This window comes from Caballeronia sp. 11_S32, from assembly GCF_056930355.1.
The window spans coordinates 1,797,119-1,809,142 of sequence record NZ_JBXOWH010000003.1; the positions used below are offsets into that span (position 1 = coordinate 1,797,119).

Annotated in this window: 13 protein-coding genes; 11 read left to right on the plus strand and 2 right to left on the minus strand. The window is 63.8% G+C overall.

The genetic code is table 11. The features are described from left to right. The first annotated feature begins 31 nt into the window (after positions 1-31). Together AC1Z32_RS19985 and AC1Z32_RS19990 are read left to right on the plus strand one after the other, a co-directional pair. On the plus strand, positions 32-463 hold the full coding sequence (locus tag AC1Z32_RS19985; RefSeq protein WP_483480225.1) for an NfeD family protein: 432 nt from the start codon (positions 32-34) through the stop codon (positions 461-463). A 19-nt stretch (positions 464-482) separates the two neighbouring features. Beyond that, positions 483-1,409 (plus strand): SPFH domain-containing protein, encoded by a 927-nt coding sequence (locus AC1Z32_RS19990; RefSeq protein WP_483480226.1) that lies wholly within the window; start codon positions 483-485, stop codon positions 1,407-1,409. Positions 1,410-1,451: 42 nt separating this feature from the next. Here the strand turns inward: AC1Z32_RS19990 and smpB are convergent, their stop codons facing one another. Continuing rightward, complete coding sequence (gene smpB, locus AC1Z32_RS19995) at positions 1,452-1,901, minus strand: SsrA-binding protein SmpB (protein WP_062610857.1); 450 nt, start codon at positions 1,899-1,901, stop codon at positions 1,452-1,454. Positions 1,902-2,020: 119 nt separating this feature from the next. Between smpB and AC1Z32_RS20000 the strand changes: the two genes are divergently transcribed. Both AC1Z32_RS20000 and AC1Z32_RS20005 read left to right on the plus strand, forming a co-directional pair. After that, entirely contained in the window at positions 2,021-2,458 is a 438-nt protein-coding gene (locus tag AC1Z32_RS20000; RefSeq protein WP_062610858.1) for a type II toxin-antitoxin system RatA family toxin, read from the plus strand. After that, positions 2,455-2,781 (plus strand): RnfH family protein, encoded by a 327-nt coding sequence (locus AC1Z32_RS20005; RefSeq protein ID WP_483480227.1) that lies wholly within the window; start codon positions 2,455-2,457, stop codon positions 2,779-2,781. The genes AC1Z32_RS20000 and AC1Z32_RS20005 overlap by 4 nt, the downstream gene beginning before the upstream one ends. Before the next feature lie 6 nt (positions 2,782-2,787). On the opposite strand, the gene AC1Z32_RS20010 is transcribed toward AC1Z32_RS20005, so the two are convergent. Then, positions 2,788-3,768 (minus strand): DMT family transporter, encoded by a 981-nt coding sequence (locus AC1Z32_RS20010; RefSeq protein ID WP_483480228.1) that lies wholly within the window; start codon positions 3,766-3,768, stop codon positions 2,788-2,790. Positions 3,769-3,982: 214 nt separating this feature from the next. On the opposite strand from AC1Z32_RS20010, the gene guaB reads away from it, so the two are divergent. The 7 genes from guaB to AC1Z32_RS20045 all read left to right on the plus strand — a co-directional run bounded on the left by guaB (position 3,983) and on the right by AC1Z32_RS20045 (position 12,016). Next, a complete protein-coding gene (gene guaB, locus AC1Z32_RS20015) occupies positions 3,983-5,443 on the plus strand; it encodes an IMP dehydrogenase (RefSeq protein ID WP_483480229.1) in 1,461 nt (486 codons plus the stop codon). Between the two features lie 35 nt (positions 5,444-5,478). Beyond that, positions 5,479-6,306: a hypothetical protein gene (locus AC1Z32_RS20020; protein ID WP_483480230.1), complete on the plus strand. Its 828-nt coding sequence runs from the start codon at positions 5,479-5,481 to the stop codon at positions 6,304-6,306. A 165-nt stretch (positions 6,307-6,471) separates the two neighbouring features. Beyond that, positions 6,472-8,055, plus strand: a complete 1,584-nt coding sequence (guaA, locus tag AC1Z32_RS20025) for a glutamine-hydrolyzing GMP synthase (RefSeq protein ID WP_483480231.1) — start codon at positions 6,472-6,474, stop codon at positions 8,053-8,055. A 35-nt stretch (positions 8,056-8,090) separates the two neighbouring features. After that, positions 8,091-8,666 carry an RNA 2',3'-cyclic phosphodiesterase gene (gene thpR, locus AC1Z32_RS20030; RefSeq protein WP_483480232.1) on the plus strand — a complete coding sequence of 192 codons (576 nt, stop codon included), beginning with the start codon at positions 8,091-8,093 and terminating at the stop codon, positions 8,664-8,666. A gap of 89 nt (positions 8,667-8,755) precedes the next feature. Continuing rightward, a complete protein-coding gene (gene ddpX, locus AC1Z32_RS20035) occupies positions 8,756-9,319 on the plus strand; it encodes a D-alanyl-D-alanine dipeptidase (RefSeq protein WP_483480233.1) in 564 nt (187 codons plus the stop codon). 64 nt (positions 9,320-9,383) lie between these two features. Next, the gene (locus tag AC1Z32_RS20040) at positions 9,384-10,952 is read left to right on the plus strand and encodes an ABC transporter substrate-binding protein (RefSeq protein ID WP_483481692.1); all 1,569 of its coding nucleotides are present in this window, start codon (positions 9,384-9,386) and stop codon (positions 10,950-10,952) included. A gap of 23 nt (positions 10,953-10,975) precedes the next feature. Beyond that, entirely contained in the window at positions 10,976-12,016 is a 1,041-nt protein-coding gene (locus AC1Z32_RS20045; protein ID WP_483481693.1) for an ABC transporter permease, read from the plus strand. Positions 12,017-12,024 lie beyond the last annotated feature (8 nt).

The following is a 12,024-nucleotide window of genomic DNA, read 5'->3' on the forward strand; positions in this document are numbered from 1 at the left end:
TTTCCGGGGTGTTTTCGTTTGGAGACCGGCGATGGAAACGAGCGGATTGATCTGGTGGATTGCGGCGGGCGCGCTGATCGTCGCGGAGCTATTCACCGGAACGTTCTATTTGCTGATGATCGCGCTCGGGATGATCGCAGGCGGCATTGCGTATTGGTTCGGCGCGTTGCCGCATGTGCAGATGGGCGCGGCGGCTGTCATCGCGTTGATCGCGGTGGCGGTGTTGCGGCGCTCGCAGTTCGGCAACTGGAAGCGGCGCAGTGACGCTTCGCGCGATGCCGCGGTCAACCTCGACATCGGCGCGACGCTCGAAGTCGATCAGTGGCGCGATGGCCACGCGCGCGCGATGTATCGGGGCGCGCAGTGGGATGTCGAGCTCGCGCCGGGCGAGACGGAGGGCGCGCGCTTCTATCGCATTACGGCGCTCGACGGAAACAGGCTGATCGTGGCCGCCAAACGCTAGTTTCATAAGGAGAAAAACAATGTACTTCGCGCTTATCGTGCTCGTCATCGCGATCGTGATCGTGATGAACACGGTCAAGATCGTGCCGCAACAACACGCCTGGGTGCTGGAGCGGCTCGGCCGCTATCACGCGACGCTCACGCCGGGGCTCAACATCGTGCTGCCGTTCGTCGATCGCATCGCCTACAAGCACGTGCTGAAGGAGATTCCGCTCGAAGTGCCGAGCCAGGTCTGTATCACGCGCGACAACACGCAGCTTCAGGTCGATGGCGTGCTGTACTTCCAGGTCACGGACGCGATGAAGGCCTCGTACGGATCGAGCAACTTCGTATTCGCGATCACGCAGCTTTCGCAGACCACGCTGCGCTCGGTCATCGGCAAGCTGGAACTCGACAAGACTTTCGAGGAGCGCGATTTCATCAACCAGAGCATCGTGAACGCGCTCGATGAAGCCGCGTCGAACTGGGGCGTGAAAGTGCTGCGCTACGAGATCAAGGACTTGACGCCGCCAAAGGAAATCCTTCACGCGATGCAGGCGCAGATCACCGCGGAGCGCGAGAAGCGCGCGTTGATCGCGGCATCGGAAGGGCGCAAGCAGGAGCAGATCAATCTGGCGTCCGGCGCGCGCGAGGCGGCGATCCAGAAGTCGGAAGGTGAACGCCAGGCGGCGATCAATCAGGCGCAGGGCGAGGCATCGGCAATCCTCGCGGTGGCGGAGGCGAATGCGCAGGCCATTCAGAAAATCGGCACGGCGATTCAAACGGCGGGCGGCATGGAAGCGGTGAACCTGAAAATCGCGGAGCAGTATGTCGGCGCGTTCGGCAATATCGCGAAGACGGGCAATACGTTGATCGTGCCGGGCAACCTGTCGGACATGAGTTCGATGATCGCGTCTGCGTTGACCATCGTGAGAGGCGAGGGCGGCGGGGTCATCAAGAAAAGCTGACGCGGAAGAGCAATCGGGGCGCTGAAAAGCGCCCCGATTCGTTTAGCGTGCCGCCGTGCGCATCAAACGCGCGCGCTCGCGATCCCAGTCGCGCTTCTTTTCGGTCTCGCGTTTGTCGTGCAGCTTCTTGCCCTTGGCCAGGCCGATTTCGCATTTCACGCGGCCTTCCTTGTAATGGAAGTTGAGCGGCACGAGCGTATGGCCGCGCTGCTCGACCTTGCCTATCAGCTTGTCGATCTGATCGCGATGCAGAAGCAGCTTGCGCGTGCGCACCGGATCCAGATTGGCGAATTTCGACGCCTCGGGCAACGGACTGATATGCGTGCCGATCAAGAAGAGCTCGCCTTGCTTGATGACGACGTAGCCTTCCTTGATCTGACCACGGCCCGCGCGCAGCGCCTTGACTTCCCAGCCCTCGAGCACGAGACCGGCCTCGTAGCGCTCTTCGATGAAGTAATCGAAGAAGGCTTTTCTGTTGTCGATGATGCTCATGAATGGAAAGTGCTCAACTCGTTTAAAATCCTGATTTTAGCAGCGCGCGGGCGGGCATTCGAACTGCCGCCATGTTCTCATGCGCGTTGCCGCCCAATTAAGCCACCGCTGCGCCCTATATGGCAGACGTCCAGAAAACCGTATTGATCCGCCATTCAGCGGAAGAAATGTTCGACCTCGTCACCGATGTCGCCGATTACCCCAATTTCCTGCCCTGGTGTGGCGGCGTCGAAATCGGCCGCCAGGACGAGAACGGCATGGAGGCGAAGATCGACATCAGCTTCAAGGGCATCAAGCAGCATTTCGCGACGCGCAATGTGCAGAAGCGTCCGACCAATATCGATATGGAGTTCCTGAGCGGCCCTTTCAAGAAGTTCACCGGCTACTGGCGCTTCACGCCGTTGCGCGCGGACGCATGCAAGATCGAGTTCGCCCTGCATTACGAATTCTCCAACGTGATCCTGGAAAAGCTCATCGGGCCGGTGTTCAGCCATATCGCGAATACGTTCGTCGATTCCTTCGTGAAGCGCGCGGATCAGCGCTACGGCAAGGCATGATGCAGATCGACGTTTGCTACGGCCTGCCCGATGGCGCGAGCTTTCTCGCACGCGTCGATCTGCGCGAGGGCGCGACGGTGCGCGATGCGATCGAGGCGAGCGGCGTGCTGCGCGCGCATCAGGATATCGATCTGACGACGCAGAAGGTCGGCGTTTTCGGCAAGCTGAAGCCGCTCGACGCGGCGCTCGCCGATTTCGATCGCGTGGAGATTTATCGGCCGCTGAAAGTGGATCCGAAGGCCGCGCGCCAGCGCCGCGTCGACAAGGCGCGCAAGGCGGGGTCCATCGAAGGGCGCAAGTGGCAGTCGAAGGATTCGCGCTGAGCCGCTCTAGTGCGCGGGCGCTTCCTTCGCGGCTGCCGGCGCGGGCTCGATCGTATGCTGTCTGACCGACCAGATCACGCCAACGAGCAGCAGCACGATCGCGAGCACTTCGGGCGTGCGCGGCCAGCGGCCGTCGTAGACGAAGGCGTAGAGCAGGGCAAAGAGCGTTTCGAACACGATCATCTGGCCTGACAGCGTCAGCGGCAGGCGCTTCGCCGCCGCGTTCCACAGCATGTTGCCGAGCCACGAGCCGCCCGTCGCGAGCGCGAAAGACACGATCCAGAACAGATGCCAGCGCGCGGCCGGCACGCTCGCCTGTACGGCGCCGGCGGGCAGCATCCAGACGATCGCGCCGAGCAGCGCGCCCAGGAGGCCCGTCACGATGCCCCACAGCACCGACCACTCGTTGCCGTCGAAATGGCGGTTCGACTGCAGATGGCGCGCGTTGACGACCGCGTACCAGGTCCACGACGCGAGCGCGCCGAGCGCACAGGCAAGACCGGTCAGGCGCGTGAGCACGCTCGTCCCATGCTCGCTGGCCGATGAGGGCGTGAGGACGTCGCCGAACACATCGAGATTGATGCACGCGATGCCCGCCAGCACGAGCAGCAAAGGCCCGACGAGCCGGCGAAGATCGACCGCGCCGTGATCGCGGCGTCCGGCGAGCGTGACGGTCACGGGCAGAATCCCGACGATCAGCGACGCAGGCGCGACGCCCACGAGTTGCACCGCGCTCGCGAGCAGCATGTAGTAGAGCAGGTTGCCGACGAGCGCGAGCTTCACGAGCGCGATGAAATCGGCGCGCGTGAGCTTGGCCGTGAGCCTGCGCGCGAACGGCAGCGCGACCGCGAGCGATACGGCGCCGTACATGAGATAGCGCCCGATGGAGAGCGTGAGCGGCGAGAAATCGGGCAAAAGCCGAGGCGCGAGAAAGATGAATCCCCAGATCGCGCCCGCCGACATTCCGTACACCACACCGCGTTGCATTTCCCGACTCCCTGCCGTTATTTCGATTGACGGCGCGAAGCGTATCACGCGAGCCCGGGCGGCCGTCTTGTCGAAAACTGCACAGTGCAAAAGCGCCGCAAAGAAGTCCGCGCGCGGCCCGAAATTTGCCTCCGCGTTAGCTAAGCTGCTGTTCGGGCAGTGAAAATGCAGGGAACTATCGGTATAATCTGCTTTTGCGCCCATAGGATTTGCCATGCGTCTGATCCAGAAAGCACTCACGTTCGATGACGTGCTCCTCGTGCCCGCCTTCTCCAGCGTTCTCCCGCGCGATACCAGCCTGAAATCCCAGCTGACTCGCAACATTTCCCTGAACATGCCCCTCGTGTCCGCCGCCATGGACACGGTCACCGAAGGCCGGCTCGCCATCGCGATGGCGCAGATGGGCGGCATCGGCATCGTCCACAAGAATCTCACCGCCAAGGAACAGGCCCGTGAAGTCGCCAAGGTGAAGCGCTTCGAGTCGGGCGTCGTGCGGGATCCGATCACGGTTCCGCCGCAAATGCGCGTGCGAGAAGTCATCGCGCTGACGCAGCAGCACGGCATTTCCGGCTTCCCGGTGGTCGAAGGCGCGCAACTGATCGGCATCGTCACCAACCGCGACCTGCGTTTCGAAGAGCGTCTCGATGAGCCGGTGCGCAACATCATGACGCCGCGCGAGCGTCTCGTGACGGTCAAGGAAGGCACGTCGCTCGCCGAGGCGAAAGCGCTGATGCACAGCCATCGCCTGGAGCGCGTGCTGGTCGTCAACGACGCGTTCGAGCTGCGCGGCCTGATGACGGTGAAGGACATCACCAAGCAGACCGAAAACCCGGACGCGTGTAAAGACGAAGACGGCAAGCTGCGTGTGGGCGCGGCCGTGGGCGTCGGTGCGGACAATGAAGAGCGCGTCGAGCTGCTGGCGCAGGCGGGCGTCGACGTGATCGTCGTCGATACCGCGCACGGCCACAGCCAGGGCGTGCTCGAGCGCGTGCGCTGGGTCAAGCAGAATTATCCGCGCGTGCAGGTCATCGGCGGCAATATCGCGACGGCGGCGGCGGCCAAGGCGCTCGTCGAGTACGGCGCGGACGCGGTGAAGGTCGGTATCGGCCCGGGTTCCATCTGCACGACGCGTATCGTCGCGGGCGTGGGCGTGCCGCAGATCACGGCCATCGCCAACGTGTCGGAAGCGCTGCGCGGCACGGGCGTGCCGGTCATCGCGGACGGCGGCGTGCGTTTCTCGGGCGATGTCTCGAAGGCGCTCGCGGCGGGCGCGAACGTCGTCATGATGGGCAGCATGCTCGCGGGCACCGAAGAGTCGCCGGGTGACGTGTTCCTGTATCAGGGCCGCCAGTACAAGTCGTATCGCGGCATGGGCTCGGTCGGCGCGATGAAGGACGGCGCGGCGGACCGCTACTTCCAGGACAACTCGGCGAACATCGACAAGCTCGTGCCGGAAGGCATCGAGGGCCGCGTCGCGTACAAGGGCTCGGTCAACGCGATCCTGTTCCAGATCGTCGGCGGCGTGCGCGCGAGCATGGGCTATTGCGGCTGCCGCACTATCGCCGAGATGCACGAGAAGGCGGAATTCGTTCAGATCACGGCGGCCGGCATGCGCGAGTCGCATGTGCATGACGTGCAGATCACGAAGGAAGCGCCGAACTATCACGTCGACTAACGTCGATTAACGTCGACTCACCACGTGGATCGATCATGAAACCGTTGCTGCGGGTCGTACTGGTCGTCAATGCCCTGATCTTCGTCGCGTTCGGCCTGCTGTTTCTGCTGACGCCGTGGGCGGCCTTGTATGGCGCGCTGCAACTGGATTCGATCCGCGTCCAGCCCGCGTTCGCCGGGCAGTTGCTCGGTCTCGCGCTCCTCGGTCTGGCGTGGCTCGCGTTTCATGCGGCAGTCGATGGCGCCTTGACGGCCCGCGCCGCTAAAGTCTCGGGTCACGTCGAGTGGCTCTCGGGCGTCGTGGTGCTGGTGTGGCTGCTCGGGCTGCATGCGCCCCAGGTCGACGGCTTCGGGCAGATCAGCGCGGCGGTGGTCGGCATCGTGCTGCTCGTGCTCGGTCTGGGCAGCGTGAGGCTGTCGTCGGCGGTGCGCCGGCGGGAGCGCGCGGCGCAGGCCGGAGCGGCGTCGGCGCGACGCGCGGAGAAGAAAGCGGTGGAGAAGCGCGAGGACGTTCGCGCGGCCGCCACGGTTTCACCGGCGCGCGTCGAGCCTGTCGATGCCGCCGTGCGGCCGTCCGCCCGCGCACCCGAGGCGACCGCCATCGACCCGGTTTCGGGCCGCGCGATCGATTCGTCGGGGCGTCCGCTAGATTCTGCGTCGCCGGTTGCGTCCGCTGCCGTGCGCGCGCATCCGGACGGCGCCGTCGATCCCGTCACGGGCGGCACGCTCGACCCGGAGACGGGACGCGCGATCGATCCGGTCACTGGCCGGCGCATCGAGCCTGTCATCAGCGGCGAGATCGATCCGGTAACGGGCAGGAGAGTGGACCGGCTCGCGCCCGATGCGGGCCATGCACCACGTTGAGGGCGCGCAGCGCATGCCGCAAGCCACGCAAGCCAGCAGCGCAGACACGCAAGACAAGCACGGTCGGCCTTCGCGCCGGCCGTCGATTTATATGCAGGCGGGCCGCGCGACGTCGCGGCCGGCAGCACAAGACACTATTCGTTCACTTAGCCTTTGGCCGCAGCCATGCACGACAAAATCCTGATTCTCGATTTCGGCTCCCAAGTCACCCAACTGATCGCCCGGCGCATCCGCGAGTCGCACGTTTATTCGGAGATCCATCCGTACGACGTCGACGAGACCTTCATTCGCGAATTCGCGCCGAAAGGCATCATCCTGTCGGGCGGACCGAGCTCGGTCACCGAGGCGAAGTCGCCGCGCGCGCCGCAGATCGTCTTCGATCTCGGCGTGCCGGTGCTCGGCATCTGCTACGGCATGCAGACGATGGCCGATCAGCTCGGCGGCAAGGTCGAACTCGGCAACGTGCGTGAATTCGGCTATGCGGAAGTTCAGGCGCTGAACCACACGGGCTTTCTCGAAGGCATCGAGGATTTCAAGGGCGGTCAGGGCGATTCGATGCTCAAGGTGTGGATGAGCCACGGCGACAAGGTCGTCGACCTGCCGGCGGGTTTCAAGCTGATGGCGTCGACGCCGTCGTGCCCGATCGCCGCGATGGCCGACGACGACCGCCGCTTCTACGGCCTGCAATGGCATCCGGAAGTCACGCACACGGTGCAGGGCAAGGCGATGCTCGACCGCTTCGTGCTGGAGCTGTGCGGCGCGAACACCGACTGGGAAATGGGCCATTACATCGACGAGGCGGTGGAGAAGATCCGCGCGCAGGTTGGCAACGAGCATGTCATTCTCGGTCTCTCGGGCGGTGTGGATTCGTCGGTGGCGGCGGCGCTGCTGCATCGCGCGATCGGCGATCAGCTGACTTGCGTGTTCGTCGATCACGGCCTCTTGCGTCAGAACGAGGCGGAGCAGGTGATGTCCACCTTTGCGGATCATCTGGGCGTGAAGGTGATTCACGTCGATGCGAGCGAGGAATTCCTGCAGAAGCTTGCGGGCGTGACCGATCCCGAGGCGAAGCGCAAGATCATCGGCGCGGAGTTCGTCGAGGTGTTCCACAAGGAATCGGACAAGCTCACCGATGCCAAATGGCTTGCTCAGGGCACGATCTATCCGGACGTGATCGAATCGGCGGGCAAGGGCAAGAAGGGCGCGCACACGATCAAGAGCCACCACAACGTCGGTGGCCTGCCCGAGACGCTGAACCTGAAGCTGCTCGAGCCGCTGCGCGAGCTCTTCAAGGACGAAGTGCGCGAACTCGGCGTGAAGCTCGGCTTGCCGCACGCTATGGTGTATCGCCATCCGTTCCCCGGGCCGGGCCTCGGCGTGCGGATCCTCGGCGAAGTGAAGCGCGAGTTCGCGGACCTCTTGCGCCGTGCGGACGCGATTTTCATCGAGACGCTGCGCAACACCATCGATAAGGAAACGGGCAAGTCCTGGTACGACCTGACGAGCCAGGCGTTCGCGGTGTTCCTGCCGGTGAAGAGCGTCGGCGTGATGGGCGACGGGCGCACGTACGAGTACGTTGTCGCGCTGCGTGCCGTGCAGACGCTCGACTTCATGACGGCGCATTGGGCGCATCTGCCGCATGAGTTGCTCGGGCATGTGAGCAACCGCATCATCAACGAAGTGCGCGGGATCAATCGGGTGGTGTATGACATCTCCGGGAAGCCGCCAGCGACGATCGAGTGGGAGTGAGGCGCATCGCGCCGCGTTGAAGGCGGGTCGGGCGCATGAGTGACGCCGCGCCCGATCGCGAGCGGAGCGAGCGACTCACCGACTCCCTCTTCTTCGCCCTCTACCCCGACGAACCCGCCGCCGCGCGCATCGCCGAACTGGCGGCGCGCTTGCGCATCGAGCACAAGCTGAAGGCGAGGGCGATTCCAGCGGATCGCCTTCACATCACCTTGCATTACCTCGGCGCCTTCGCGGGCGTTCCCGCCGATGTGCTCGCGCGAGCGCGCGCCTCGGCGTCCCAAATCGCATTGCCGCCGGTCGCAGTGACGCTCGACCGCATCGAAAGCTTCTCGGGCCGTCGCGCGAAACGCCCGCTGGTTCTTTCAGGCGACGTCACCGAACCGCTCGACGCGCTCGAACAAACCCTCGGCGCCGCGCTCGATAGCGCCGGCGTTCCCACCAAGCGCCATCCCCGCTTCACGCCCCACGTGACCTTGCTCTACGACGAGCATCGCGTTCCAAGTCACGCCATCCGGCCCATTGCATGGACCGCGCACGAATTCGCGCTTGTCCGCAGCCTCCTCGGCAAATCGCAACACGAGATTCTCGCGCGCTGGCCGCTCGCATCCTGAATTCAGAAAAGCCAACGACGGAAAGGGTTTCGAAGATTTTTCTAACGCGTTAAGGTTCGTCTATCGATATCAGAGCCTCGCGCGTTCCCATGACTCGATCCCGCCTGTTGCACATCACGCCCGAAACCCACGACGTCCAGATCGATCTCGTCTACGCGACCGATCGCAATTTCACCGGCAAGCCAATCTACAAGGCACAGCACTGCCTCTTGCTGGAGCCCGCCGAAGCCGCATTGCGAAAGGCGGTCGAGATCGCGCGCAGCATCGGCACGACGCTCAGGATCTTCGACGCCTACCGCCCGCCGCAAGCGCAAAAAGTGCTGTGGGACTTTCTGCCCGATCCCAACTTCATCGCCGAGCTGGGGCGCGGGTCGAACCATAGCCGCGGCACGGCAGTCGATCTCACGCTGGTCGACGGGCAAGGCAACGAACTCGACATGGGCACCGGCTTCGACGCAATGGTCGTCGAATCCGAGCATTTCCACGCCGGCCTGCCGGAGCATGTGCAGCGAAATCGCACGCTGTTGCTCGGCGTCATGCATGGCGCGGGCTTCACGCACATCAAAAGCGAGTGGTGGCATTACGAATTGCCGGGCTCGCGCGAACTTGCCTTGATCGACAACGAAGAAAGCGGCCCGCTGCGGCTCATGTAATCGCGATATCAACAGGACGACATCAACAGGACGACATCACATGAAAAAGGCATTGGCAGCGGTCATGCTCGCATCGGCGCTGACGGCATTCGCAGGCTTGCCGGGCGCGCAGGCGGCCACGCCGAAGGACATGTTCGTCATGGCGACGCTGCTCGATGAATTCACGTCGCTCGATCCCGGCGAGATCTACGAGCTCGTGCCGGAGGAATACGTCGCGAACACCTATGACCGTCTGGTGCGCGTCGACCTGAAAGACCCGTCGAAATTCAATGGCGATGTGGCCGAGTCCTGGACCGTGAGCCAGGACGGCCTCACGTTCACCTTCAAGATCCGCCCGGGCCTCAAGTTCCACTCGGGCAATCCGCTCACCGCCGATGACGTCGCCTGGTCGATCCAGCGCACCGCGCTGCTTGACAAGGGCGCGGCGGCGGTGCTCGCGGGCATCGGGCTCACGAAGGCCAACGCCCTGCAGAACGTGAAGAAGATCGACGACACCACGGTCTCCGTCACGACCGATCGTCGCTACGCGCCCACCTTCGTGCTCAACGTGCTCGGATCGTGGCCGGCGTCGGTGGTGGACCGCAAGCTGGTCGAATCGCATGCGAAGGGGAATGACTACGGCAACGAGTGGCTGAAGACCAACGAAGCCGGCTCGGGCGCCTACAAGCTCGTCAAGTGGACCGCGAACGACAGCATCGTGCTGCAGCGCTTCGAGGGCTACCGCATGCCGCTCGCGATGAAGCGAATCGTGCTGCGTCACGTGACCGAAGCGGCGAGCCAGCGCCTGATGATCCAGAACGGCGATATCGACGTCGCGCGCGATCTTTCTCCCGACGACCTCGACACGCTCTCGAAGAACGGCGTCATCAAGGCGACGGCCATCCCGCAGGCAACGCTCATGTATCTCGGCCTCAACAACAAGAACCCGAATCTCGCGAAGCCGGAAGTCTGGGAAGCGATGAAGTGGCTGATCGACTATCAGGGCATTCAGAAGAACGTGATCCGCACGACCTACAAGGTCCATGAAACGTTCCTGCCCGAAGGCTTTCTCGGCGCGCTGAACGAAAACCCGTATCACCAGGATGTCGCGAAGGCGAAGGCGCTGCTTGCGAAGGCCGGTTTGGCGAACGGCTTCACCGTGAAGATGGACGTGCGCAACGATTACCCGTACAGCGAAATCGCGCAGGCGGTGCAGGCGAATCTCGCGCTCGCCAACATCAAGGTGCAGCTCGTGCCGAGCGACAACAAGCAGACGCTCGGCCGCTACCGCGCGCGGGCACATGACATCTACATCGGCGAGTGGTCGGCGGACTACATCGATCCGCACAGCAATGCGCAGGGCTTCGTGTGGAATCCCGACAACTCGGATGCATCGAGCTACAAGATGCTCGCGTGGCGCAACGCGTGGGACATTCCGCAACTGACGAAGGAAACCGACGCCGCGCTCGCTGAAAGCGACACCAAAAAGCGCGCGCAACTGTACGAGAAGATGCAGCGCGAGGTGCTCGCGAAATCGCCGTTCGTCATCATGTTCCAGAAGGTGTCGCAGGTGGCGGCGCGCCCCGGCGTGACCGGCCTCGAAGTCGGGCCGATCAACGATCTCGTGTCGTACCGAAACATCAAGAAGCAGTGAGCACGGCTCCGCTGATCGACCGCATGCGAGCCGCGAGTGCGCGGCGCGGCGTCGTGCGCATCGCGCTGGCATTGTTGCGCTGGATCGCGATGCTCGCCATCACGTTCACGGGGCTGCTCGCGATCACGTTTTTCATCGGCCGAAAGATTCCGATCGATCCGGTGCTCGCGATTCTCGGCGACCGCGCATCCGCAAGCGCCTACGCGGCCGCGCGGCTGCGGCTCGGGCTCGACAAGCCGCTCATCGATCAATTCCTGATCTACGCGCGCGACGTGCTGCACGGCAATCTCGGCATGTCGCTCCTGACGGCGAATCCCGTTATCGACGATATCAGACGCGTCTTTCCCGCGACGCTCGAGCTCGCGACGCTCTCGACCTTCCTCGGCGTGGCGATCGGCGTGCCGCTCGGCGTGGCGGCGGCGGTGAAGCACAACCGCATCGTCGATCACATCGCGCGCGTGATCGGCCTCGCGGGCAGTTCTGTGCCGGTGTTCTGGCTCGCGCTGATGGGCCTGTTGCTCTTCTACGCGCGGCTGCACTGGGTATCGGGGCCGGGGCGCATCGATCCGCTCTACGACGGCATGGTGGATACGCGCACGGGCAGTCTGCTGATCGATTCGCTGATCGCGGGCGAGTGGGACGTTTTCAGGAATGCGTTCTCGCATATCGCGCTGCCGGCGAGCGTGCTCGCGTTCTATTCGATCGCGTATCTGTCGCGCATGACGCGCTCGTTCATGCTGGAGCAACTGAGCCAGGAATACGTGACGACGGCGCGCGCCAAGGGCTTGCCCGAGCGGCGCGTGATCTGGCGTCATGCGTTCGGGAACATCGCGGTGCCGCTTCTGACGGTGATCGCGCTGGCGTACAGCTATCTGCTCGAGGGTTCGGTGCTGACGGAGATCGTGTTCGCGTGGCCGGGCATCGGCTCGTATCTGACGGGCGCGCTGCTCAACGCCGACATGAACGCCGTGCTCGGCAGCACGCTCGTGATCGGCGCGACGTTCATCGCGCTCAATCTCTTGACCGATGCGCTCTATCGCGTGTTCGATCCACGGGCGCGCTGACATGGAGG